Source organism: Nonomuraea sp. NPDC050540 (assembly GCF_044457485.1).
Taxonomy (GTDB): domain Bacteria; phylum Actinomycetota; class Actinomycetes; order Streptosporangiales; family Streptosporangiaceae; genus Nonomuraea.
The window spans coordinates 86,502-108,524 of record NZ_JBITHA010000005.1; the positions used below are offsets into that span (position 1 = coordinate 86,502).

General features: G+C 71.0%; 26 protein-coding genes. 9 read left to right on the forward strand and 17 right to left on the reverse strand.

The window, feature by feature from the left end; translation table 11 throughout:
* Positions 1 to 25: 25 nt before the first annotated feature.
* Genes ACIBI5_RS18355 through ACIBI5_RS18370 form a run of 4 tightly spaced genes read left to right on the forward strand, consistent with a single transcriptional unit; the run spans position 26 to position 4,733 of the window.
* The gene (locus ACIBI5_RS18355) at positions 26 to 1,177 is read left to right on the forward strand and encodes an acetyl-CoA C-acetyltransferase (protein WP_397248170.1); all 1,152 of its coding nucleotides are present in this window, start codon (positions 26 to 28) and stop codon (positions 1,175 to 1,177) included.
* 15 nt (positions 1,178 to 1,192) lie between these two features.
* Positions 1,193 to 2,491: an alkaline phosphatase D family protein gene (locus tag ACIBI5_RS18360; RefSeq protein WP_397248172.1), complete on the forward strand. Its 1,299-nt coding sequence runs from the start codon at positions 1,193 to 1,195 to the stop codon at positions 2,489 to 2,491.
* 45 nt (positions 2,492 to 2,536) lie between these two features.
* Positions 2,537 to 4,057, forward strand: a complete 1,521-nt coding sequence (locus tag ACIBI5_RS18365) for a glycoside hydrolase family 3 protein (RefSeq protein ID WP_397248174.1) — start codon at positions 2,537 to 2,539, stop codon at positions 4,055 to 4,057.
* Between the two features lie 4 nt (positions 4,058 to 4,061).
* A complete protein-coding gene (locus ACIBI5_RS18370) occupies positions 4,062 to 4,733 on the forward strand; it encodes a pentapeptide repeat-containing protein (protein ID WP_397248176.1) in 672 nt (223 codons plus the stop codon).
* On the opposite strand, the gene ACIBI5_RS18375 is transcribed toward ACIBI5_RS18370, so the two are convergent.
* The 4 genes from ACIBI5_RS18375 to ACIBI5_RS18390 form a co-directional block, all read right to left on the reverse strand.
* Entirely contained in the window at positions 4,720 to 5,748 is a 1,029-nt protein-coding gene (locus tag ACIBI5_RS18375; protein WP_397248178.1) for an NAD(P)H-dependent flavin oxidoreductase, read from the reverse strand. The two genes, ACIBI5_RS18370 and ACIBI5_RS18375, sit on opposite strands and share 14 nt — an antisense overlap.
* Positions 5,745 to 6,461: a CoA-transferase subunit beta gene (locus tag ACIBI5_RS18380; RefSeq protein WP_397248180.1), complete on the reverse strand. Its 717-nt coding sequence runs from the start codon at positions 6,459 to 6,461 to the stop codon at positions 5,745 to 5,747. Before ACIBI5_RS18380 ends, ACIBI5_RS18375 begins: the two co-directional genes overlap by 4 nt.
* A gap of 81 nt (positions 6,462 to 6,542) precedes the next feature.
* Positions 6,543 to 7,313 (reverse strand): CoA transferase subunit A, encoded by a 771-nt coding sequence (locus ACIBI5_RS18385; RefSeq protein WP_397249131.1) that lies wholly within the window; start codon positions 7,311 to 7,313, stop codon positions 6,543 to 6,545.
* A gap of 8 nt (positions 7,314 to 7,321) precedes the next feature.
* Positions 7,322 to 8,053: an enoyl-CoA hydratase family protein gene (locus ACIBI5_RS18390; RefSeq protein ID WP_397248182.1), complete on the reverse strand. Its 732-nt coding sequence runs from the start codon at positions 8,051 to 8,053 to the stop codon at positions 7,322 to 7,324.
* A 47-nt stretch (positions 8,054 to 8,100) separates the two neighbouring features.
* Here ACIBI5_RS18390 and ACIBI5_RS18395 point away from each other — a divergent pair, with 47 nt between their 5' ends.
* Both ACIBI5_RS18395 and ACIBI5_RS18400 read left to right on the forward strand, forming a co-directional pair.
* Complete coding sequence (locus ACIBI5_RS18395) at positions 8,101 to 8,913, forward strand: SDR family oxidoreductase (RefSeq protein ID WP_397248184.1); 813 nt, start codon at positions 8,101 to 8,103, stop codon at positions 8,911 to 8,913.
* Positions 8,914 to 8,932: 19 nt separating this feature from the next.
* The gene (locus tag ACIBI5_RS18400; protein WP_397248186.1) at positions 8,933 to 9,847 is read left to right on the forward strand and encodes an SDR family oxidoreductase; all 915 of its coding nucleotides are present in this window, start codon (positions 8,933 to 8,935) and stop codon (positions 9,845 to 9,847) included.
* Positions 9,848 to 9,956: 109 nt separating this feature from the next.
* Here ACIBI5_RS18400 and ACIBI5_RS18405 read toward each other — a convergent pair whose 3' ends face one another.
* On the reverse strand, positions 9,957 to 10,487 hold the full coding sequence (locus ACIBI5_RS18405; protein WP_397248188.1) for an AAA family ATPase: 531 nt from the start codon (positions 10,485 to 10,487) through the stop codon (positions 9,957 to 9,959).
* Positions 10,488 to 10,540: 53 nt separating this feature from the next.
* Positions 10,541 to 11,143: an NIPSNAP family protein gene (locus ACIBI5_RS18410; protein WP_397248190.1), complete on the reverse strand. Its 603-nt coding sequence runs from the start codon at positions 11,141 to 11,143 to the stop codon at positions 10,541 to 10,543.
* A 204-nt stretch (positions 11,144 to 11,347) separates the two neighbouring features.
* Between ACIBI5_RS18410 and ACIBI5_RS18415 the strand changes: the two genes are divergently transcribed.
* The 3 genes from ACIBI5_RS18415 to ACIBI5_RS18425 all read left to right on the forward strand — a co-directional run bounded on the left by ACIBI5_RS18415 (position 11,348) and on the right by ACIBI5_RS18425 (position 12,832).
* Positions 11,348 to 11,605: a hypothetical protein gene (locus tag ACIBI5_RS18415; RefSeq protein ID WP_379618021.1), complete on the forward strand. Its 258-nt coding sequence runs from the start codon at positions 11,348 to 11,350 to the stop codon at positions 11,603 to 11,605.
* An 88-nt stretch (positions 11,606 to 11,693) separates the two neighbouring features.
* Positions 11,694 to 11,951, forward strand: a complete 258-nt coding sequence (locus tag ACIBI5_RS18420) for a hypothetical protein (RefSeq protein WP_397248192.1) — start codon at positions 11,694 to 11,696, stop codon at positions 11,949 to 11,951.
* Between the two features lie 83 nt (positions 11,952 to 12,034).
* A complete protein-coding gene (locus tag ACIBI5_RS18425; RefSeq protein ID WP_397248194.1) occupies positions 12,035 to 12,832 on the forward strand; it encodes a RimK family alpha-L-glutamate ligase in 798 nt (265 codons plus the stop codon).
* A 22-nt stretch (positions 12,833 to 12,854) separates the two neighbouring features.
* On the opposite strand, the gene ACIBI5_RS18430 is transcribed toward ACIBI5_RS18425, so the two are convergent.
* From ACIBI5_RS18430 to ACIBI5_RS18480, 11 genes are read right to left on the reverse strand one after another with little or no spacing between them, the layout of a single operon-like run.
* Positions 12,855 to 13,202, reverse strand: coding sequence for a signal peptidase I (locus tag ACIBI5_RS18430; protein WP_397248196.1), 348 nt, complete (start codon positions 13,200 to 13,202; stop codon positions 12,855 to 12,857).
* 27 nt (positions 13,203 to 13,229) lie between these two features.
* The gene (locus ACIBI5_RS18435) at positions 13,230 to 13,976 is read right to left on the reverse strand and encodes an SDR family oxidoreductase (RefSeq protein WP_397248198.1); all 747 of its coding nucleotides are present in this window, start codon (positions 13,974 to 13,976) and stop codon (positions 13,230 to 13,232) included.
* A gap of 39 nt (positions 13,977 to 14,015) precedes the next feature.
* Complete coding sequence (locus ACIBI5_RS18440) at positions 14,016 to 15,203, reverse strand: hypothetical protein (RefSeq protein WP_397248200.1); 1,188 nt, start codon at positions 15,201 to 15,203, stop codon at positions 14,016 to 14,018.
* The gene (locus ACIBI5_RS18445) at positions 15,200 to 15,913 is read right to left on the reverse strand and encodes an esterase family protein (protein WP_397248202.1); all 714 of its coding nucleotides are present in this window, start codon (positions 15,911 to 15,913) and stop codon (positions 15,200 to 15,202) included. Before ACIBI5_RS18445 ends, ACIBI5_RS18440 begins: the two co-directional genes overlap by 4 nt.
* Positions 15,910 to 16,845 (reverse strand): alpha/beta hydrolase, encoded by a 936-nt coding sequence (locus ACIBI5_RS18450; RefSeq protein ID WP_379635621.1) that lies wholly within the window; start codon positions 16,843 to 16,845, stop codon positions 15,910 to 15,912. The genes ACIBI5_RS18445 and ACIBI5_RS18450 overlap by 4 nt, the downstream gene beginning before the upstream one ends.
* Positions 16,842 to 18,143 (reverse strand): DUF2252 domain-containing protein, encoded by a 1,302-nt coding sequence (locus ACIBI5_RS18455; protein WP_397248204.1) that lies wholly within the window; start codon positions 18,141 to 18,143, stop codon positions 16,842 to 16,844. The genes ACIBI5_RS18450 and ACIBI5_RS18455 overlap by 4 nt, the downstream gene beginning before the upstream one ends.
* A 33-nt stretch (positions 18,144 to 18,176) precedes the next feature.
* A complete protein-coding gene (locus tag ACIBI5_RS18460; RefSeq protein ID WP_397248206.1) occupies positions 18,177 to 19,175 on the reverse strand; it encodes a hypothetical protein in 999 nt (332 codons plus the stop codon).
* Positions 19,172 to 19,507: a PadR family transcriptional regulator gene (locus ACIBI5_RS18465; RefSeq protein ID WP_397248208.1), complete on the reverse strand. Its 336-nt coding sequence runs from the start codon at positions 19,505 to 19,507 to the stop codon at positions 19,172 to 19,174. Before ACIBI5_RS18465 ends, ACIBI5_RS18460 begins: the two co-directional genes overlap by 4 nt.
* A gap of 33 nt (positions 19,508 to 19,540) precedes the next feature.
* Positions 19,541 to 20,320, reverse strand: coding sequence for an SDR family oxidoreductase (locus tag ACIBI5_RS18470; RefSeq protein WP_379618043.1), 780 nt, complete (start codon positions 20,318 to 20,320; stop codon positions 19,541 to 19,543).
* Entirely contained in the window at positions 20,317 to 21,423 is a 1,107-nt protein-coding gene (locus tag ACIBI5_RS18475) for an acyl-CoA dehydrogenase family protein (protein ID WP_397248210.1), read from the reverse strand. The genes ACIBI5_RS18470 and ACIBI5_RS18475 overlap by 4 nt, the downstream gene beginning before the upstream one ends.
* On the reverse strand, positions 21,410 to 21,916 hold the full coding sequence (locus ACIBI5_RS18480; protein WP_397249133.1) for a flavin reductase family protein: 507 nt from the start codon (positions 21,914 to 21,916) through the stop codon (positions 21,410 to 21,412). The genes ACIBI5_RS18475 and ACIBI5_RS18480 overlap by 14 nt, the downstream gene beginning before the upstream one ends.
* Positions 21,917 to 22,023 lie beyond the last annotated feature (107 nt).

Consider the following 22,023-nt stretch of genomic DNA (forward strand, 5'->3'; position numbering starts at 1 on the left):
CCAAGCGCTTGCTAGGATGATGGGTATGAACGAGGCGTACGTCGTCGGTGCGGTCAGGACCCCGGTCGGGCGCAGGAACGGCGGGCTGGCCGCCGCCCACCCCGCCGACCTGGGCGCGCACGTGCTCAAGGAACTGGTGCAGCGCACCGGCATAGACCCGGCGGCCGTGGAGGACGTGGTGTTCGGGTGTGTGGACACGGTGGGGCCGCAGGCGGGTGACATCGCCCGTACCTGCTGGCTGGCCGCCGGTCTGCCCGAGCAGGTTCCGGGGGTCACGGTCGACCGTCAGTGCGGTTCCTCCCAGCAGGCCCTGCACTTCGCCGCCCAGGCCGTCATGTCGGGCACCAGCGACCTCGTCGTGGCCGGTGGCGTGCAGAACATGAGCATGGTCCCCATCTCCCAAGCGATGCTGGCCGGCCGCGAGCTCGGCCACGAGACGCCGTTCAGCGGCTCCAAAGGCTGGTCCCAGCGGTACGGCACGCAAGAGGTCTCCCAGTTCCACGGAGCCGAACTAATCGCGAAAAAGTGGGATGTGTCGAGAGATGACATGGAAGCGTTCGCCCTCACCTCCCATCACCGCGCGATCCACGCCATCGACGCCGGCCGCTTCGCCGGCGAGATCGTCCCCTACGAGGGCGCCGCCGTGGACGAGGGGCCGCGCCGCGACACCACCGCCGCCAAGATGGCCGGGCTGAAGACGCTGCTCGACGGCGGACGGCTGACCGCCGCCCTGGCCTCCCAGATCTCCGACGGCGCCGCCGCGCTGCTGGTGGCGTCGGCGCGAGCCGTACAGGAGCATGGGCTCACCCCGCGCGCCCGCGTGCATCATCTGTCGGCGCGCGGCGGCGACCCGATCGAGATGTTGTCGGCGCCCATCCCCGCGACCGCGCACGCGCTCGGCAGGACGGGCATGTCCATCGGCGACTTCGACGTGATCGAGATCAACGAGGCGTTCGCCTCCGTGGCGCTGGCGTGGATCAAGGAGAGCGGCGCCGATCCGGCCGTCGTGAACCCCAACGGCGGCGCGATCGCCCTGGGCCACCCGCTCGGCGCGACCGGCGCGGTGCTGATGACGAAGTTGCTGCACGAGCTGGAGCGCACCGGCGGGCGCTGGGGGCTGCAGACGATGTGCGAGGGGGGAGGTCAGGCGAACGTCACCATCGTGGAGCGGTTGTGAGTCACCATTGAACGTATGGTCAACCCCTTCACCTTGGGCGTGGCATCGGGGGAGCCACTGCCGGACGGCGTCATCCTGTGGACCCGGCTGACCGGAGTACCCGGCCGGGCGGTCGAGGTCGGATGGCAGCTCGCCGCGGACGAACGGTTCACCAAGATCGTGCGGCAGGGCACGGCGCGGGCGCTGCCCGAGTGGGCGCATAGCGTGCACGTGCGGGTGGCGGCCCTGCGGCCGGGCACGGAGTACTTCTACCGGTTCCGCGCGGGCGCCGACCTCAGCGCCGCAGGACGCACGAAGACGGCCGCCGACCCCGCCTCGTCCGATCTCGTACGCTTCGCCGTGGCCAACTGCCAGCGCTACGAGCACGGCCGCTACACCGCCCTGAGACACCTGGCGGACGAGCGTCCCGACGTGGTCTTCCACGTGGGCGACTACATCTACGAGAGCCGGCAGGCCGCCGACCCGGTACGCCGCCTGGACCGGCCGGGTGAGGCGGTCACGCTGGCCGACTACCGAGCCCGCTACGCCCGCTACAAGTCCGATCCCGATCTGCGGGCCGCCCACGCCGCCGCCCCCTGGGTCGCGACCTGGGACGACCACGAGGTGCTCGACAACTACCGGGGCAGGGGCGACGGCTCCGCCGCCTTCCTGCGCCGCCGGGCCGCCGCCTATCAGGCGTACTACGAGCACATGCCCTTACGCGTCCGTCCCGAGGCGGGCGCGCTGCAGATGTACCGGCGGCGCACCTACGGCCAGGTCGCCGACTTCATGCTGCTGGACGTGCGCCAGCACCGCGACGCCGCCACGATGCTCGGCGCCGCGCAGGAGCAGTGGCTGCTGTCGCGCCTGACCACGACGCCGGTCCGCTGGAAGGTGCTGGTGCAGCCGCTGTTCTTCGCCCGCCGCTTCGTCCCCGGCCCCGCGCCGAACCTGCGCCTGGACAGCTGGGACGGCCATCCGGCCGAGCGCGCCCGCATCCTGGCCGCGGCGGGCGGCCTGGTGGTGCTGAGTGGCGACGTTCACAATCACTGGGCGTGCGATCTCAAAGCAGACTTTCTTGATCCTTCCTCGCCCTCGGCCGGCGCCGAGTTCGTCTGCTCGGCCGTCTCCAGCCGGCCGCCCGAGACCGACGCGGAAGCCGTTCTGGCCGCAAACCCGCACATCCGGCACTTCGACGGACACCGCGGATACCTCTCCGGTACGGCCGGCGCGACCGGATTTCGCGTGTCCCACAAGGGGCTGGAAGCCTCAGGAGTCCGTACTGTCGCCGAATTCATCACGGACGGTCTTCGGATCATCCGTGTTGACGTCTGAAAATGCCTCTAGCAAATAGGAAACTTTCCTATTAGATTTCGGGTCATGCCCTTGAGCCGTGACCTCCTGCGCCTGGCTGACGCCGTCCTCCTGCCCGGTTTCGAAGGCACGACGCCCCCCGACTGGCTGCTGCGCAGGCTCGGTGACGGACTGGCCGGCGTCGTGCTCTTCTCCCGGAACATCGCGAGCGTCCCCCAGGTGGCCGAACTGACCGCCGCCCTGCGCGCCGAGAACCCCGCCGTCCTGGTCGGCACCGACGAGGAGTCGGGCGAGGTGACCCGGCTGGAGGTCGCCACCGGCAGCAGCCGGCCGGGCAACTACGCGGTCGGCGTGGTGGACGACACCGAGCTCACCGAGGCGCTCGCCCGCGACCTCGGCTGCGATCTGGCCGCCGCCGGCGTGACCGTCGACTTCGCCCCCTCCTCCGACGTCAACTCCAACCCCGACAACCCCGTCATCGGCCTGCGCGCCTTCGGCGCCGACTCCGACCTCGTCTCCCGCCACACCAGAGCCTTCGTACGCGGCCTGCAGTCGGCCGGCGTGGCCGCCTGCGCCAAGCACTTCCCCGGCCACGGAGACACCTCCGTCGACTCCCACCACGGCGTCCCCGTCGTGGGCGGCGAGATCGAGGAGGCGCTCGCCCCCTTCGCCGCGGCGATCGACGAGGGGGTGCGCGCGGTCATGACCGGCCACCTGCTCGTCCCCTCCCACGACCCCAACGCCCCCGCCACGCTCAGCCAGAAGGTGCTGACCGGGCTGCTCAGGAACGAGCTGGGCTTCGAAGGCATGATCGTGACCGACGGCATCGAGATGGCCGCGGTCTCCGGCGCGTACGGCATCGGCGGCGCCTCCGCCCGCGCCATCGCGGCCGGAGCCGACGCCATCTGCGTCGGCGGCGAGCACGCCGACGAGGCCACCGCGATCTCGGTGCGCGACGCCATCGCCGCGGCCGTGTCCGACGGGCTCCTGCCCGAGGAGCGCCTGGCCGACGCCGCCCGCAGGGTGACGGAACTGGCCGACTGGACCGTCGCCGCCCGCGCCAGGACCCTGTCCGGCGGGCCGGTCGCCGGTTCCGGCCACGGCGGCGTCAACGGCTCAGGCGAGCGCATCGGCCTCGACGCCGCGCGCCGGGCCCTGCGCATCACCCGCAGGTCGGCCGCGCCCACGCTGCCGATCAAGCGGCCCGCCCAGGTCATCGAGCTGTCGCCGGAGATGAACCTGGCCATCGACAAGGGCACCCCGTGGGGCGTCGGCGAGCCGCTGTCCAGGATGCTGCCCGGCACCGCCGTGACCCGCCTGGCCGCCGGCGAGGCCACCGGCGCCGCCCTGGAGAGCCTCCTGCAGGACGCCGAGGACCGTCCGCTGGTGATCGTGGTGCGCGACGCGCATCGCTACGCCTGGCAGGGCGAGGCGCTGCGCCACCTGCTCAGCGCGCGTCCCGACGCGGTGGTGGTCGAGATGGGCCTGCCCGCCCGCACCGACCTGGGTTCCGTCCACATCGCCACGTACGGCTCCGCCCGCGTCTGCGGCCAGGCCGCCGCCGAAGCGATCACCGGTACCCTATGACGTCGTGAACTTCGACGGCGAGGACCTTTCCCGGCAAGCCCTGACCGAACGCCTCGCCGCGGAGGAGACCCACGTCTTCCGCGAGTGCGACCTGACCGGCGCCGACTTCTGGGGCGCCTCGCTGGGCGGCGCCCGCTTCGAGTCCTGCGTCCTGGACGGCGCCGACTTCCGCAAGGCCGACCTCGACGGCGCCGTGTTCACCGGCGGCGGCGGGCTGGGCGCGGTGTTCACCGACGCGGACCTGCTCGACGCGGTCTTCACGGACGTCGACCTGTCGTCGGCCAGGTTCGGCGGCGCGCTGATGACCGACGCCGTGTTCAGCGGCTGCCGCATGATCGGCACCTCGCTGACCGCCTCGCGCGGCACCGGCTTCAAGGTGAGCCGGTGCAACCTGATGATGGCCAACCTGGGCGGTTGCTCGCTGCGCGGCCAGTTCCTGGAGGGAGTGCGCTTCGACGAGGCGGACCTGTCGGGCTGCGACTTCACCGACGCCGTCTTCAGCGACTGCCGGCTGATCGGCACGAAGGTGCTCAGGGCCGTGTTCGCCGACGCCGACCTGCGCGGCGCCGACCTCGGCGAGCCGGACGACGCCAAGCTGCGCGCGTTCTCCGGCGCCACCATCAACCAGACCCAGGCGGCCGCGCTCCTGCTGGCTCGCGGCCTCAGCGTGGTGTGAGCCCGCGCAGGGTCGTCTCGGCCTCGTCCATGACCCGCTCGATCAGCTCCGCGCACGTGGGCAGGTCGCCGATGACGCCGACCACCTGGCCGGAGGCCATCACGCCGAGGTCGGCGCGGCCGTCGACCATGGCGGCCTTCAGCAGCATCGGGGTGTTGGCCGCCTGGAGCACCTGGGCCCACGTGAGCTCGCGCCCGTGCTTCATGCGCCGGCCCTCGCGCAGCAGCCCGGCCCAGGACAGGCCGGAGACCTTCTTGAAGCGGGCGCCGTTGAGCACGGCCCTGAGCAGCCGGGTGCGCTGCAGCGAGTCAACGAACGGCGTGCGCAGTACCCGGTGCGGCACGCCGTCCACGTTCGTGGTGACGAGGGTCTCCGCGGCCGCCAGGTAGACCTGCTTGACCGCGTCGGGCACGGGGGAGTCCTTGGTCAGCAGGAACCTGGTCCCCATCGCGATGCCGCACGCGCCGTACGCCAGGGCGGCGACCAGGCCGCGCCCGTCGAAGAAGCCGCCCGCGGCGACCACCGGCACGTCCACCGCGTCGACCACCTGGGGGAGCAGCAGCGTGGTCGCCAGCGGGCCGGTGTGGCCGCCGCCCTCGCCACCCTGGACGATCATCGCGTCCGCGCCCCACGCCGCCACCTTCTCCGCGTGCCTGCGAGCGCCCACGGACGGCATCGTGACCACGCCCGCGTCCTTGAGCCGGGCGATCAGCTCCCGCTTGGGCGCCAGCGCGAACGAGGCCACCCGGACACCCTCCCTGATCATCACCTCGGCCCGCTCGGCGGCGTCGTCGGCGTCGGCCCGGATGTTCACCCCGAACGGCGCGCCGGTACGCTCCTTGACGCTCCTGATCGCCTCGGTCATCTGCCCGACCGACATCGTGGCGGCCGCGATGATCCCGAGCCCACCGGCCGCCGACGTGGCCGCGGCCAGCCGGGCGCCGGCCACATACCCCATCCCGGTCTGCACGATCGGATGGCGGCAGCCGACCAGGTCGGTCAGCGCCGTCCTCACGCGAGTTCCTTCTCCCGCAGCCCGCCGGGATCGAGGGCGGTCAGCACCGCTGACTCCTCCTCGGTCGGCGGCCGGGTCTCCGGCACCTCGCCGGGCACGTCCAGCGCGAACCCGGTGGCCGCGACCACCTCGTCGACGCTCACCCCGGGATGCGTGGACACCAGCCGCATCGTCCCGCCCGGCCCGCCGAAGTCCAGGACGGCCAGGTTCGTCACCACGCGGCGCAGGTCGTACGCGCCCCGGTCCGTGCCCAGCCCGCTGACCACGTCCACCTTCTCCACGAACACGCGCGGCGTGTGCCGGGGGATCCAGTAGCTGGTCGGGTCGCAACGCGTGTTGCCCGGCGCGCCGCGCACGCCCAGCAGCTGCGCCTTCGGCCGCGCCCAGTCGCCGATGGCCGAGATGTTCGTGTTGCCGTGCCGGTCGATCTGGGAGGCGCCGAGCATGACGTGCCGCCGGCCGTTCAGGACCAGCCACAGGTGGTCGCGGAACGGCAGCCACCCCTCCACCACCCGCGGCGCCGCGCCCAGGGCCGGGATGTCGCCGGTCAGCAGGCAGACGCCGTCGTGGGTGATCAGGTCCGGCTCGAACACCGATCTGGCCAGCCGCGCCGCCAGCACGGTGACCGCGCCCCCGATGCCCGCCGCCAGAATCTCGCCGTCCCCCCTGAACGCCTCCGCGCAGGCCACCACGCACACATCAGCTGTGCTCATCGGTTCGCTCACCGCTCCTCATTCGCTACGCGGAGTCCCTCCTTCGTCGGGCCTCCACTCCGCTCACTGCGTCGGGTTCGCTCACTGCCCATTGAGGAACTCCCGCCAGTCCGTCGTGGTGTAGCGCCGCTGACGCTCCTCGTCCCTGCCGTAGTCGGGCTCGCAGCTGGTGAACCACGCGCCGCCGGGCGCCTCCACCACCCCCGCCACCATCGACCGGCTGACCAGCAACGACTGCACCGGGCCCGCCTTGAGCAGGTCCGCGGTGTCCACGACGCGCTCGCACGAGACGTAGGTCTTCTTCGCGGCCTTCGCGTAGAGGTCGTCGAAGTAGGGGTCCGGGCCCAGATACTGCGCGTTGCCGCGCGCGTCGGCCCGGTTGAGGTGGATCAGCGCCGCGTCCATCTCCAGCGCGGGCACCGCGACGAGCTCCTCCTCCGTGTACGGCGAGCGGACCGTTCGCAGCTCCGGGTTCACCCGCATCACGTCCGACCCGAGACCCGCCCGCGTCGGCAGGAACGGCAGCCGGTGCGCCGCCGCCAGCAGGCCGAACATGAACATGCCCTCGTCGTACTCGGTGAACGCGACCGTTCCCTCCTGCCTGGCCCGGCGGAAGTGGGGCTCCAGCGGGATCGAGTCGAGGGTGACGAACGGGGCGACGACCCTGCGTACCTTGCCCGCCGCGCACAGGAGGCCGACGTCGGCGCCGCCGTACGAGATGATCGTGAGGTCTTTCAGGGGTGAGCGCAGGATGCCTCCGATGAGCGCCATGGGCTTGCGGCGCGAGCCCCAGCCGCCGACGCCGATCGTCATCCCGCTCTCCAGTTCGGCGACGACCCGCTCGATCGTCATGACCTTGGTCACCGCAGGAACCTCTCCCTGTGCTCGTCGCCGGCGCCGAGCAGGTTCAGCTCGAAGGTGAAGCCCTGCTCGAAGCGGTAGCTGCGCTTGACGTCCACGGGGTCGATGCCGTTGAGCGACTCCTTGGCGCGGCGGATGACGTGGGGGTCCTTCTCGGCGATACGGCCCGCGACCTCCATGGCGGTATCGCGGAGCTTGTCCGGGGTGGTGACCTCCAAGACGGAGCCGAAGGCGTGGAGTTCCCGGGCGGTGACGTTCCTGCAGGTGTAGACCATGGCGCGCATCAGGTGCTGCGGCACCAGCCTGGCCAGGTGGGTGGCCGCGCCGAGCGCGCCGCGATCCACTTCCGGCAGCCCGAAGTACGCGTCGTCGCTGGCCACCACGATGTCGGCGTTGCCGGCCAGGCCGACGCCGCCGCCCAGGCAGAACCCGTGCACCGCCGCGATCACCGGCACCTGGCAGTCGTAGACGGCGGCGAAGGCGGCGAAGCACCCCCGGTTGGCGCCCACCAGCGCCGCGTGGCCGTCGGTCCGCTGCATCTCCTTGATGTCGACGCCCGCGTTGAAGCCGCGGCCCTCGGCCCTGAGCACGACCGCGCGGGTCGCCGGGTCGGCGCCCGTCCCGGTCAGCGCGTCGGCGAGGTCGTGCCAGTCGCGCACCGCCAGCGCGTTGACCGGCGGCACCTCCACCACCACCTCGGCGACCGGCCCGCCGCGCACCGTGATCCCCATAGCGCTCCCATAGTCGCACCTAACGCTTGCTTGGTACGGTAGCACCCGTGACCGCCACTTACGACTACACCGGCCGCCAGGTACTGATCACCGGCGGCACCAAGGGCATCGGCGCCGGCATCGCCCACGCCTTCGCCGCCGCCGGCGCCACCGTGACCGTCTGCGCCCGCACGCCCCCGCCCGGCCCGTCGTCCGGCTCGTCGCCTGGCCCGCCGTCCGGCTCGTCGCCTGGCCCGCCGTCCGGCTCGTCGTCTGAGTCCGGCGGCCCGGTGCGGTTCGTGCGGGCGGACGTGCGCGACCCCGAGGACGTCGAGCGACTGCTGGGCGGACTCTCCCGGCTGGACGTGCTGGTCAACAACGCGGGCGGCTCGCCCCACGCGCCGCTGGCCGGCTCCTCGCCCAGGCTCCATGCCCGGGTGATCGAGCTCAACCTGGTCGCCCCGTTGCTGATGAGCCAGCGGGCCCACCCGCTGCTGAGGGAGACGGGCGGCTCGGTGATCATGATCGGCAGCTCCAGCGGAGTCCGCCCGTCCCCGGGCACCTCGGCCTACGGAGCGGCCAAGGCGGGCCTGCACCACCTGGCCGCGTGCCTGGCCGCCGAGTGGGCGCCCGAGGTCCGGGTCAACACCGTGGTCGTCGGCCTGGCCGCCACGGAGAACGCGGCCGGCCACTACGGCGGCGCGTTCGAGCAGGTCGGCGCCACCATCCCGGCCGGGAGGATGGCCCGGCCGGAGGACGTGGCGGCGGCCTGCCTGTGGCTGGCCGCGCCGGGATACGTGACCGGCGCGCAGATCCAGGTACACGGAGGCGGCGAGACCCCTGCCTGGAGCTGGCTAACTTCTGCTGAAATAGCGCGATAAAAGGATCATTGGAGGTCGTGTGGGCATTTGTGAGGGTCGCGTCGTGGTGGTGACCGGCGCCGGTCGCGGCATCGGCCGGGAACACGCGCTGGAGTACGCCCGCCAGGGCGCCCGCGTCGTCGTCAACGACCTGGGCGCCGAACGCGACGGCGCCGGCCGTTCCTCGGGCCCGGCGCACGAGGTCGTCGCCCAGATCCGCGACGAGGGCGGCCAGGCCGTGCCCAACGCCGACGACATCGCGACCTGGGACGGCGCCGCCCGCCTCGTCAAGTCGGCCGTCAGCGCCTACGGCCGCCTCGACGTGCTGGTGAACAACGCCGGCATCCTGCGCGACCGCATGCTGGTCTCCATGACCGAGCAGGAATGGGACGACGTCCTGCGCGTCCACCTGAAAGGCCATTTCCTGCCCTTACGCCACGCCGCCGCCCACTGGCGCGAACGCCACAAGTCCGGCGACCCGGTCGACGCCCGCGTCATCAACACCTCCTCCGGCGCGGGTCTCATGGGCAGCGTCGGCCAGTCCAACTACGCCGCCGCCAAAGCCGGCATAGCCGCCTTGACCCAGGTGGCCGCCGCCGAACTCGCCCGCTACGGCGTCACCGTCAACGCCATCGCCCCCGCCGCCCGCACCCGCATGACCGAGGAGGTCTTCGCCACGACCATGGCGAGACCGGAGACCGGCTTCGACCCCATGGACCCGGCCAACATCGCCCCCTTGGTCGTCTGGCTGGGCTCGGTGGAGTCGGCCGCGGTGACCGGCAGGGTCTTCGAGGTCGAGGGCGGCACGGTCGCGCTGGCCACCGGCTGGCACCACGGACCCGCCGTCACCACCACCGCCCGCTGGAACCCCGCCGACCTCGGCCCCGCCGTGGCCGCCCTCCTGGCACAGGCCCCGCCCCCGGAGCCGGTGTACGGCGCCGCCCAGCCCACCTGAACCGGGCGAACACCCACGGCGCCTCGCTGGGAGCAGATGGCCGGGCGCGCCATCACGCCGCCCGGTGGGTGTCACGGTGACCGAGGCGGACGCGGCGCCGAAGCGCTGCTCACGTGAGCAGGTAGCCGCCGTCCGCCAGGGCCTCGCCGAGCGCTTCGGCGGTCTCAGCCGGGGTGAGCGCGGAGGAGTCGAAGGCGTGTGGCTCCAGCTCACCCAGGTCGGTGAACTGGGCGTACATGCTGAGCACGGGCTCCGGGTCGGTCAGCGCGCCCGCGCCCCGGCCCGTCGCCCGCGTGAGCGTCGTCTCCCGTGAGGGCCGCAGCACCACGTAGTGCAGCGGCGTCCCCTGCGCCCGCCGCGTGAACGCCTCCACGAACCAGGGCCCCACCACGCCGTCCACGACCACGTAGTATCCGCCCGCCGCGTAGCCGAACGCGCAGCCGGCCAGGACGCTCATCACCGTCTCGTTCTGCCGCCCCGCCCCGGGCAGGTACGGCGCGATGCCGCCCTTCCTGATGAAGGCCCAGAAGTCATCGGTGCGCAGATGCACGCTGAGCTCGCGATCGTCGGCCAGCAGCCGCCCCACCGTGCTCTTCCCCGCCCCCGGCGGCCCGCTGACCACCACCACGATCCCGTCCATCACGCCAACCTATCGACCCGGACAGAGGGCCTTCCTCCCCTTTTCCGCGCCCGTCAGCGCACGTGGCTGCGTTCCGTGGGGTGCAGGAGGAAGTGCCGCGGCGGCCCGGTGAGGTGGTCGTCGAGGGCGGGCACGGCCGGCGCGTCCTCGCCCCTGGTGAACCGGACGAAGACGTTCTCCCCCTCCCTGACCGGCAGCCGGGCATAGGTGTTCACGGCGTGCTCGGTCGCGAAGCAGGCCGCCGCCCCCTCCGCGAGCGCGGCGAAGCGCGCGACGGACCCCTCCGCGACGGGAAAGACCGTCAGCCGGTACGGCGCGGCCTCGCCGGAGCCCCCGCTCAGCCCGGCGAACGGCGGCAACAGCACGGGCCGCAGCAGCAGCACGTCGTCGGTGTCGACCATCGTGGCCCGCGCGGCCTCCGCGTGGGTCTTCCACGCGGCTCCGGTGTAGAAGTCCGTGAGGGACCGGAACCGGCTCTCCATGTCGGGGAAGGCCCGGATCCAGGTGAAGGTGTCGGGCGCCCGCTGGTCGCGGAACAGCGCGACCACCTCGATCCCGGTTTCCTCCTGCGTCTCGATGAACTCGCGCTCGAACAGCTCGACGAGCGTGTCGCGGGCTCCGGGCCGCAGTGTGTAGCGGCGCAGCTCGTAGATCATGCGCGCACGCTAGGGCCGCCCCGCTGACACCCTCTGTCAGCGGGAGCTCCAGAATAATGTTCTGATTACTAACAGCTACCCAAACACCACTCTCGGTTATACGATCACATTGGCTTTGACCCCTCCGGGTCAAGGTGAGTCAAAGGGGCGGTCGCATGCCTGGGCCCTGCGTGCGGCCTGTCACAAGACGATGAAGGAGCAGAAGTGATCAAGAAGTTGTGTGCCACCGGCGCCGTTGTGGCCGCGGTGGCGGGCGTCACTTTGCTGGCGGCCCCTGCGCACGCGGACAGCTGGAACGGCAACGGGAGCAGCAACAGCGATTCCTCGCAGTCCGGCAACAACTTCAACGAGATCGCTGCCGTCAACGCGGGCGGCGGCCGCTCGACCAACGTCAACAACCTCGGCGGCAACGCCGTGACCACCACGAACGGCAGCATCACGGTCATCTACGTCTTCTACTAGACGATCACCGTTGAACCTTCCCCATCCGTCCGGCCACAGGCGAGCCGGCGGAGCCACACCCAGTAATCCTCCTCGGAAGGACACAGGCATGTTCAAGAAGCTCTGCATGACGGGTCTCGTCGTCGCCGCTGCCGCGGGCACCACGCTTCTCGCTGCCCCCGCTCACGCGGACTCCTCGAACAACAACGCGAGCTGGAACTCCGAATCCCAGCAGTCGGGCAACAACGTGAACAACGTCGTCGCCAGCAACGTTGGCGGCCACGGCGCCACGAACGTCAACAACATCCTGGGCAACGCCGTGACCAGCGCGAACGGCAGCCACACCGGCGTCGCCATCGACGACTAGCCCGGACGTGAGCGTGCGAGCCGGGTCCCTCTAAGGCCCGGCTCGCGCCGTATTAGCATTCCTGGATGATTACGTGTGCATATGTGACTTTTGCTGACCCCGGGAACGACGACGACGAGCGTGACCCGGCACTCGCCGCCTGGCGGGAGCACGGCATCGAGGGCCGCGCGGTCCGGTGGGACGACCCCGACGTCGACTGGAGCTCCTTCGACGCGGCGGTCGTGCGCTCGGTGTGGGACTACACCGACCGCAGGGCCGACTTCCTGGCCTGGGCGCACCGCGCCGAAGCGGTGACCCGGCTGCTCAACCCCGCCGACGTCCTGGAGCGCAATACCGACAAGACCTATCTCCGCGATCTCGGCGTCCCCATCGTGCCCACCCACTGGTCCTCGCACGACCTGCCCGACTGGGAGGAGTTCGTCGTCAAGCCCGCCGTCTCCGCGGGCGCCCGCGACACCATCAGAACCACCGAAGCCGCCGCCGCCCAGGCCCACGCCGCAGCTCTGGAGGCCGCGGGCCGTACGCCGATGGTCCAGCCCTACCTCGACATGGTCGAGAGCGAGGGCGAGACCTCGCTGCTGTACTTCAACCGCCGCCTCAGCCACGCCGTCCGGCGCACGCCCATGCTCGCCCCGGGCATGACCAATGCCGACAACGCCCGTGCGCAGCTGCGCGATCCTGCCCCGGACCAGGTCGAACTGGCCGAGAAGGTGCTTGCCGCCATCCCCCAGGCCCTTCTGTACGCCCGCGTCGACCTGGTCCGGCTCCCGGACGGCCGGCCGGCGGTCATCGAGCTGGAGCTCACCGAGCCCTACCTCTACCTGAGCCACACCCCGCAGGCCGCCAAGAACCTCGCCGTCGCCCTGGGCGAACTGCTCTGACGCCGCGCACCGGTGCCGGGTGTCACGCGTACCCCGGCACCGAGGGCCAGCGGACGGTCAGCACCACCGAGTCCTCCTCGGCCACCCACGAGTGGTCCACGCCGCGGCCCCAGACCACGTAGTCGCCCTGCCGCTCCAGCAGGACGTCCCGGCCGGGCAGCTCGACCAGGAAGCGCCCGCTGATCAGCACCAGCAACGCCGTGCGCACCTCTCCGCGCACCCAGGCGGGCCGCTTGTCCCCGGCCGCGTGGACGCCCCACTTGATCTCGACATCCTCGCTGTGCCGGAGCCCGGCCTCCTTGAAGTGCCCGAGCAGCCAGCCCTTGTCCAGCGCCGCGTCCTGGCCGGCGTTCCCCACGTAGACGTTCACGCGCGCCGAGACTACCCCGCGAAGGCGTCAGCAGGAGATGCCGCCGTCCACCGGGATGACCGTCCCGGTCAGGTACGCGCCCGCGCGGGAGGCCAGGAAGATGGCGGCTCCGGCCATGTCGTCGGGACGGCCGATGCGGCCCATCGGCACCTGGGAGGCGATCAGCGTGCGGGTGGCCGGGTCGTCCAGGGCGAAGGCCATCATCTTGGACTCGAACGGGCCCGGCGCGATCGCGTTCACGGTGATGTGGGCGGGCGCGAGCTGGCGGGCCAGGTGCCGGGTGAGCATGTGCACGCCCGCCTTGGCGGCCGAGTACGCGTAGTTCTCCAGGCCGGGCACGCGGATGCCGTCGACGGACCCGATCGTGATCACCCGGGCGGGCACGTCGGCGCTGGCGGCGGCGCGCAACTGGGGCAGGAAGCGCTGCGTCACGTAGAAGACGCCCTTGACGTTGATGTTCCAGAGCTTGTCGAAGGCCTCGGGCGGGAACTCCTCCAGCGGCGCGCCCCATGTGGCGCCGGCGTTGTTGACCAGCACGTCGAGCGGGCCGTCCACGGCGGAGACCAGCTCGTCCGCCCCCTCGGGCGTGGACAGGTCGGCCGGCACTCCGGCGCAGCCCAGCTCGGCGGCGGTCTTGGCCACCTCGTGGGCCTTGCGGGCGGAGATGTACACCTCCGCTCCCGCCGCCACGAATCCGGCCGCGATCATCCGGCCGATGCCGCGGGAGCCGCCCGTGACGACGACCTTCTTGCCTTCCACCGAGAACAGAGTCATGTTCCGGAAGCATGCCATACCGACCGGTCGGTCACCAGGTCACGAGTTGTCCTTCACCCACAACGCCAGCAGCCCGCGGAAGTGCGCGATGAACCGGTCGTGCTCGTGCGCCGGGTAGGTGGCGGTCACCGCGTTCATCAGCAGCCGGTCGAACGACGGTCCCGCCACCCAGTCGAGCACCGCCTCGTCCAGGTGGGCCAGGCGCTCCGCGCAGAACTCGTGGTAGCGGTCGGTCTCGAAGTAGGCGTCGGCCAGCGTGCGGTAGGCCGCCAGCCGTTCGGCGTAGGAGCCCTCGACGGCGAAGTACTCGCGGGTGTCGAGGTCGATGCGCGGTTTGCGGCCGGTCTCCGCGCAGAACACCGTCCACTTCACCAGCGCCTTCATCGCCCAGGGGAAGTAGTAGTGCAGGCTGGTCAGCGCCACGTCCGGGCAGGCGTTGGCGTAGTCGATCGGGTGCACGCCGGTGCCCTTGACCAGGGTCTCGCAGGAGTTGAACTCCCACCGGAAGAACGCGTTCACCAGCCGCCCGATGGTCACCACCTCCTCGCCGACCTCGGGCGAGAGGAAGGAGTGGTCCACCGAGTACCGCGCGTGCATCGGCTGTTCCGGGTGGAAGCGCATGACCATGGTCTCGGCGCCGATGGACAGCGAGCGGGCGAAGGCGTCGTACCCGTCGACGGCCTTCTGCAGATGCATGAGCATCTCGCCGCTCTCGTCATAGGCGCGGTGCAGTTCGTCGGCGTCGCGCACGAGCGAGACCCCGCGCCAGGCCCCGCCGTCGTAGGGCTTCATGAACAGCGGGTAGCCGATCCGCTCGGCGATCGCGTCGAGGTCGAAGGCCTTGTTGTAACGCGCCGAGGTGTAGGCGTACCGCGCGTTGTCGAGCGGGTTCTTGTACGGCACCAGCACCGTGTCCGGCACCTTCAGCCCGAGGCGCATCATCGCGCAGTAGGCGGTGTGCTTCTCCATCGACTGGAACGTGAACGGGCTGTTGAGCAGGTAGACGTCGTCCATCATCGCGATCTTCTTGAGCCACTCGCGCGGGTGGTAGTACCAGTAGGCGAGCCGGTCGATGACGACGTCGTAGCGCGGCTCGTCGCGCAGGCCGAACGGCTCGATGGTGACCCGCTCCACCTCGTAGGCGGGCATGGCCCTGCGCATGATCTCCTCGAAGGCGGCCGGCCAGTCCTCCTCGGTCCCCAGCAGCAGTCCGACCAGGTGCTTCACACGAACCTCCCCAGATGGTGGGCGAGCTGTGCCCGCCAGGACAGCCAGTCGTGCGGCACGTCGCGGCCCCAGAGGTCGAGCTCGTGCCGGATGCCGACGCCGGTCAGGGCGGCGGCCAGCCGCTTGGTGCTCTCCAGTGAGCCGGTGGTGTCCTCCCACTGGCCCTGCCCGCACACCAGCAGCACGCTGAGCCGCCCGCGCAGCCAGTCGAGGTGGTCGCCGTGCAGGTGCGGCACGTAGTCGAGCGGGTTGTTGAAGTACGCGGCCTCGCCGCGCTCGCCCCAGCCGTGCCAGGCGGAGGGGTCATAGTTGCCCGACAGCCCGATCGCCAGCGGGAACAGATCCGCCCGCTTCAGTGCGAAGTTCGCGGCGTGGTAGGCGCCGAGGCTGCAGCCGAACGTGATGATGTCGTCGGCGCCCGCGCAGTCCTCGTCGATGGCGTTGACGACCTTCTCCACGATCCACTGCTCATAGCCCGTGTGCCGCCGGGCGCGTTCCTCCAGCGGAATCGACCGGTTCGACCAGGACTCGCGGTCGTTGCTCGGCACGCAGTACACCTTGACCCGCCCGGCCTCGACCAGGTCGGAGATCGCGCCGAGCATGCCGTTGTCCTCGAAGTCCGAGGGCCGTCCCTGCTCGGAGGGGAAGACCAGCATCGGCCGCCCCCAGTGGCCGTAGGCCAGGACGCCGTCGACCAACTCGCGTCTCATGAGCACACGTCCTGCAGCAGCCGCGTCAGGTGGGGATGGAAGGCGTCGCGCCAGGCGGTGTAGTTGTGCACGTCGGGCACTTCCCGGAGGGTCACCGCGTACCCCTGGGTCCGCAGGGAGGCGGCCATCGCGCGGTTGTTGTGGATGTTCTCCTCGATGCCGCCGCAGGTCATCGCCGTGGGTACGGTCCGCACCGCCGTACCTTTGTGGACCTCTTCGACGAAGCGGGTGACCCGCTCGTAGTAGGGGAAGCGGCGCTCGTGGGCGTCGAAGCGCGGCTGGAAGAAGCTGCCCGACTGCAGGAACAGCGCGTCGAAGAGGTCGGGATGCCGCCACTGGGCGTGCAGCATGGCGAGCGCGCCGAGGCTGGTGCCCATCCCGATGCGCACGGTCGCGCTCCGGTACGGCTGCGCCGCCAGGAAGTCGGCGTAGTCCGGGTTGGCCGAGTAGTCGGCGTTGCGGTCGCCGGGATGCAGCAGGATCGCGCGCAGCGGCGGCAGCCAGCCGCCGGCGACCCCGGCGGCCAGGTAGCGGGTGAGACCGGCCAGGTCGTCGTACTCGGGCCCGTCGTGGACCACGAGCAGGGGTAAGTCGCCGCCGACACCCTCCGGCGCCCACACGCTGGTGCCGCCGGAGGAGGCGGGGAAGGCGAGCCAGCCGGGCGGGGAGTATTCGGGGAACTCCAGCACGCTCTTCGGCCCGAAGACGCCGCGCACGCGTAAGGGGTTGCTCGGGTCGAGGATGGTCTCCACGCCGCCGGCGCGGTGGCGCAGTTCCAGGAGGTACTCCATCCGGTGCACGGGCGGGCGGGGGATGGCAAGTGTCCAGCCGGCGGCGCCGTACATGAAGTCGACCGAGGGCAGCCCGAGCTCCTGCCACAGGCGGACACCGGCCAGCCGGTGGGCAGGATCGGGAAGGGAGAAGCGGATCATAGTCCGGGGATTCGGCCGTTCCTGAAGAGGTCGACAAACGTTTGATGGTCCTTGCGGGCTTGTGCCCCGTAATGGTGTGCAAAATTCACCAACGTCGCAACAAATCCTGTCGAATCGCTGTCGACTACGGCCACAATCGACTCTTCCGTCGAAAAGTCCACCAGATCGTGACTGCTCTCGTCGTCGGCCACCGAATGCATGCGCGCCACCGCCCGGCCCAGGTCGCGCATGATCGAGCGCAGTTCCTCCGGCTCGTTCACGTCGTCCCAGTCGAGGTCGGCGGAGTAGGGCGAGACCTCCGCGACGAGCTGCCCGACGCCGTCGAGGCTGGTGTAGCCGAGCCAGGGGTCGGCGTAGGCCTGCAGCGCGCGCTGCGACTCGGCGGTGCGGTGGCCCTGGTGCAGGAAGTAGGAGGCGACCCGCTCGTCGGTGATGTGCCTGGCCACCGCGGGCACCTGGGCCTGCTTCATGTACAGGATGACGTCGTTCTCCAGCGCCTGCGAGCGGCCTTCGAGCAGCAGGTTGTAGGAGGGCAGCCCGGCCGAGCCGATGCCGACGCCCTTGCGCAGCGCGACGTCCTTGATGTGGTGCTCGACCGGGTTCGCGCCGCCGGGCAGCGTGTGCAGGTAGTCCTGGAAGGCCGCCACCACCCGCTCCCTGTCCTGCGGCGAGACCGCCGTGCGGCCCTCCATGAGCGCGAAGCGCCGGTCGTAATCGTCGATCACCGTCTCCAGGTCGAGCATGGCCACGCGGGTGCTCAGCCGGGCCGTCTGGAGCACGCGGTGCAGCACGCCGCTGGTGGTGTCGAGTGTGAGGGAGCCGATCGCGTCGTCCCCGCCGTGCGCGATGCCGCCCAGCTCGGCCAGGTACGCGGTACCGAACTCGGTCACCAGCGTGGAGATCGCCTCGTCCGACAGCGCCTTGCCGTATCCGATGAGCGCCACGCTGGCGGCGAAGCGCTTCAGGTCCCAGGTGTAGGGGCCGACGTAGGCCTCGTCGAAGTCGTTGACGTTGAAGACGAGCGAGCCGGAGGCGTTCATGTAGGTGCCGAAGTTCTCGGCGTGCAGGTCGCCGTGGATCCAGACCCGGCTGGTGAGCTCGTCGAGATAGGCGTCGTCGGCGTACTCGGCGGTCATGTCCGCGTAGAACACGCTGGCGCTGCCACGGTAGAACGCGAACGGCGAAGCCGCCATTTTCCTGAACTTCCGGGAAAAGGCGTGCGGGTCGCGCTTGATGGAGTCGCCGAATTCGGTGATCAGGACGTCGAGGATGTGGGCCGCGCGGCCCGTGGTGCCCATACATGGGAAGGTAAGTCCGCGCGGCCCGGTCGCCTAGACCGATCTTTCCTGGAGTCTCCTATGAATCGGCAGTCTCCACACTCCCACCACCGCCAGGATGAACGTCAGCCCGCCCAGCACCCAGCACTGCACCGCCGCCACCTGCCAGATCTCCTCGACACCGCCGTGGAAGTGGTACAGGTCGGGCACCCTGGCCAGCAGCGTCACGATCGCGTAGAAGGCCAGTGCCAGCAGTGCGGGCCCGCCCGCCCCCAGCGTCAGCGCCGCCGCGGCGGCGGCGGTGAGGGCGACGACGACGATGCCGTGCACGCCGGTCCAGGCCGAGAGGGTCTCCATCGTCGTCGTGTAGCCGTCCGCCAGGTGGTCCGTCAGATAGCGGTTGACCGCGTACAGGGCCGCCGCCGCGACCGCGGGCGGCAGCAGAGCCACCCACCAGGACCGGCGCGGCGGCGGCACGTCGCGGTGGTAGCCGAGCAGCAGGGCCAGGACCGGCGCCGCCGACAGCACGGTGTAGCCGGTCTCCATCGCGCGCCAGTCGCTCACCAGGGGCACCAGGAACGACCAGCCGAAGACCAGCACGGCCGCCGTCTTGGCCGTGCGCACGGCCCCTCGCGCCAGGGCGACGTAGGCGACCAGCCACAGGTTGTGGAGCAGGACCTCGCCGATGTTGAACAGCCGGTCGGCCGATCCCGCCGCGCCGAAGAACTGCTCGTTCTCGCTCATCCCCGGCAGGAACGGCAACGAGGGAGCCGACAACATCGCCTGCAGGGCCAGCCCGAACAACGCGATCATGCGCACGGTCTCGCCCCAGGCGAAGTAGACCGGCGGCCCGGAAGCGCCCGCCAGGCGGACCCTGAGGGCCAGTCCCATGACGCTGAGGACCTCGCCCCAGCGCGGCCGGGGGTTGACCTCGTCGGGGGCGTCCCCCGCGTACTCCAGGTAGGCCGCGACCATCTCCTCCTCGCGCTCGGCACGGTAGGAGGCCGGCAGCATCCGCAACACGTTGCGGTAGTGGAACTCCAGCAGGCTCACGCCGTCCCCCCGATGGCGGTGTTCCTGGCGCGCAGCCTGGAGGTGGCCAGGGCGGCGGTCCGGGCGACCCGGTCGGCCTCCTGCCGGAGAGCCTCGGCGCCCTTGTCGGTCAGGCGGTAGTAGCGGCGCAGCCGTCCCTGCAGGACCTCCTCACGGTCCAGCTCGACCAGCTCCTCGGCGGCCAGCCGGTCGAGCACGCCGTAGAGCGTGCCGATCTTCAGCTGGACCCGGCCGCCGGACAGGCCCGAGACCTCCTGCACGATGCCGTAGCCGTGCCGGGGCTCGTCCACCAGCGCGGTCAGCGCCAGGAACATGGGCTCCGTGATATTCATGTCTCCACTATATCCTGAGAGGCAGGATATGCATCAGGGGTGCTGGCTGGAGACCGAGACGACCTCACCGGTCATGTACGTGGAGTAGTCGCTGGCCAGGAAGACGATCACGTTGGCCACCTCCCACGGCTGGGCCGAGCGGCCGAAGGCCTCCTTGGCCGTGAGCTCGGCGAGCAGTTCGTCGCTGGTGACCTTGGCCAGGAACGGATGCATGGCCAGCGACGGCGCGACCGCGTTGATCCGGACGCCGTCCGTGGCGGCTTCGAGGGCCGCGCACCTGGTCAACGCCATGACTCCGGCCTTGGCCGCCGCGTAGTGCGCCTGGCCGGCCTGGGCCCGCCAGCCGATCACGGAGGCGTTGTTCACGATCACGCCGCGGCCCTGCGGGATCATGTGCTGGAGCGCGGCCCGGGTGCAGCGCATGGTGCCGTTGAGCGTCACGTCGATCACCGCGTGCCACTCCTCGTCGGTCATCTCCGCGAGGCTCGCCGTACCGCCGAGTCCGGCGTTGTTGACCACCACGTCGAGGCGCCCGTGCGCCTCGACCACCGCGTCGAACAGCGCCATCACCTGCGCCTGCGAGGTCACGTCACACGGTACGGCCAGCGGCTTCACCCCGGTCAGCCCGGTCAGCGCCTCGGCCGCCTCCGACAGGCGGCGCTCGTGCCGGTCGGAGATGACGATCGTGGCGCCCTCCTCGGCGCAGCGGCGCGCGGTGGCATAGCCGATCCCGGCCCCGGCCGCGGCGGTCACGAGCGTGACCTTGCCGTCGAGCAGGCCGTGCGCGCTGGGGTAGGGAGGGGGAGTCGTCATCGTGGTAGTCCCAGGGTGCGCTCGGCGATGAGGTTGCGCTGGATTTCGCTGGACCCGGCATAGATCGTGTCGGCGCGGCTGAACAGGTAGAGACGCTGGAGGTCGTTCAGTTTGCCGCCTTCGGCGACCAGCCCGGCCCGGCCCTGGACCTCCTGGGCCAATTCGCCGAGCCGCCGGTGCCACTCCGACCAGTAGAGCTTGGTGATCGGCGATTGAGGGTCGCGCAGCGCGTTCAGCCGCATGACCTCCAGCTCCAGCCACGACCGCACGAGCCGGTCGCGGATCACCGGGTCGCCGGCCGCGCCGCTGAGCTTCGCGGCCTCGATGACCCGGTCGAGTTCGCGGCGGAAGCCGATCTGCTGGCCGAGTGTGGAGGCGCCGCGTTCGTAGCCGAGCGTGGCCATCGCCACCCGCCAGCCGTCGCCGGGCGCGCCGAGGACGTGGCCGCGGTGCGTGCGGGCGCCGTCGAAGAAGACCTCGTTGAACTCGGAGGTGCCGGTGAGCTGGACGATCGGCCGGACCTCGACGCCCGGCTGGTCCATGGGCACGAGCAGGTACGACAGCCCGTGATGCCTCTTCTCCGCCTTCTCCGTACGGCACAGCACGAAGCACCAGTCGGCCACGTGCGCCAGGGAGGTCCACACCTTCTGCCCGGTGACGACCCACTCATCACCCGACATCTCCGCTCTCGTCTGGACGTTGGCCAGGTCCGAGCCCGCCTCCGGCTCCGAATACCCCTGGCACCACAGTTCCTCGCCCGACTGGATCCCCGGCAGGAAGCGGGCCTTCTGCTCCTCGGTGCCGAACTCCAGGATCGTCGGCCCGATCAGGCCCTCGCCGATGTGGCCCACACGGGCGGGGGCCCCGGCTCTGGCGTACTCCTCGTAGAAGGCGATCTGGTCGGCGAGTGAGGCCGCGCGCCCGCCGTACCGTGTGGGCCAGCTCAGGCAGGTCCAGCCCGCCTTGCCCAGGTGCCTCTCCCACGCGTGGCGTTCCTCGTGGCCCTCGTGCTCGCGACCGGGCCCGCCGAGGCCGCGCACGTGCGCGAACGTCGTGGACAGCTGCTCCTCCAGCCAGGCCCGCGCCTGCTCACGAAGGCTCACTGAACCTCCCGTAGCCCCCGCGGAAGAACACCAGGGGCCCGCCCTCGGCGTGGGTGTCCAGCTGCAGCACCCGGGCCACCACGATCATGTGGTCGCCGGCGAGGTGCTCGGCCTCGACCACGCAGTCGATCCAGGCCAGGGCGCCTTCGATGACCGGGTTGCCGGAGGGGGAGCCGGTCCACTCCAGCCCGGCGAACTTGTCGCCGCCCCGGTTGGCCAGCTGGGCGCAGACCGGCTGCTGGTGCTCGGCCAGGACGTTCACGGTGATCACCTTGCCGCCGCGCACCTTCGGCCAGCTCGTACTGGTGTGCGCCACGCAGAAGGCGACCAGCGGCGGGTCGAGGGAGACGGAGGTGAAGGCGTTGGCGGCCAGGCCGCACGGCTCGCCGCTCTCCGGGTCGAGCGCCGTGATGGCCACGACGCCGGTGGCGAACCTGCCGAGCACGTTCCGGAAGCGCCGGCTGTCGTGCTGCCCGTTGTGGCCGTTCGGCATGGCGGCTCCGTTGTGAATCCCACGCTTGTACGACGAGTGGGCGTCGCACCCGTCCGGCCTGATCAGCCGGGCTGCGTGTGTGCTCATCCGTGGCCTCCTCGTCGTGG

What these genes read in the sequence shown, in the direction of transcription:
- ACIBI5_RS18365 (WP_397248174.1), top strand. Translation starts at nt 2,537, where the DNA reads ATGCCCTTGAGCCGTGACCTCCTGCGCCTGGCTGACGCCGTCCTCCTG.
- ACIBI5_RS18435 (WP_397248198.1), bottom strand. Translation starts at nt 13,976, where the DNA reads ATGACTCTGTTCTCGGTGGAAGGCAAGAAGGTCGTCGTCACGGGCGGC.
- ACIBI5_RS18360 (WP_397248172.1), top strand. Translation starts at nt 1,193, where the DNA reads ATGGTCAACCCCTTCACCTTGGGCGTGGCATCGGGGGAGCCACTGCCG.
- ACIBI5_RS18480 (WP_397249133.1), bottom strand. Translation starts at nt 21,916, where the DNA reads ATGCCGAACGGCCACAACGGGCAGCACGACAGCCGGCGCTTCCGGAAC.
- ACIBI5_RS18465 (WP_397248208.1), bottom strand. Translation starts at nt 19,507, where the DNA reads ATGAATATCACGGAGCCCATGTTCCTGGCGCTGACCGCGCTGGTGGAC.
- ACIBI5_RS18385 (WP_397249131.1), bottom strand. Translation starts at nt 7,313, where the DNA reads ATGACGATCGAGCGGGTCGTCGCCGAACTGGAGAGCGGGATGACGATC.
- ACIBI5_RS18355 (WP_397248170.1), top strand. Translation starts at nt 26, where the DNA reads ATGAACGAGGCGTACGTCGTCGGTGCGGTCAGGACCCCGGTCGGGCGC.
- ACIBI5_RS18390 (WP_397248182.1), bottom strand. Translation starts at nt 8,053, where the DNA reads ATGGGGATCACGGTGCGCGGCGGGCCGGTCGCCGAGGTGGTGGTGGAG.
- ACIBI5_RS18420 (WP_397248192.1), top strand. Translation starts at nt 11,694, where the DNA reads ATGTTCAAGAAGCTCTGCATGACGGGTCTCGTCGTCGCCGCTGCCGCG.
- ACIBI5_RS18445 (WP_397248202.1), bottom strand. Translation starts at nt 15,913, where the DNA reads ATGAGACGCGAGTTGGTCGACGGCGTCCTGGCCTACGGCCACTGGGGG.
- ACIBI5_RS18410 (WP_397248190.1), bottom strand. Translation starts at nt 11,143, where the DNA reads ATGATCTACGAGCTGCGCCGCTACACACTGCGGCCCGGAGCCCGCGAC.
- ACIBI5_RS18380 (WP_397248180.1), bottom strand. Translation starts at nt 6,461, where the DNA reads ATGAGCACAGCTGATGTGTGCGTGGTGGCCTGCGCGGAGGCGTTCAGG.
- ACIBI5_RS18455 (WP_397248204.1), bottom strand. Translation starts at nt 18,143, where the DNA reads ATGGGCACCACGGGCCGCGCGGCCCACATCCTCGACGTCCTGATCACC.
- ACIBI5_RS18450 (WP_379635621.1), bottom strand. Translation starts at nt 16,845, where the DNA reads ATGATCCGCTTCTCCCTTCCCGATCCTGCCCACCGGCTGGCCGGTGTC.
- ACIBI5_RS18470 (WP_379618043.1), bottom strand. Translation starts at nt 20,320, where the DNA reads ATGACGACTCCCCCTCCCTACCCCAGCGCGCACGGCCTGCTCGACGGC.
- ACIBI5_RS18405 (WP_397248188.1), bottom strand. Translation starts at nt 10,487, where the DNA reads ATGGACGGGATCGTGGTGGTGGTCAGCGGGCCGCCGGGGGCGGGGAAG.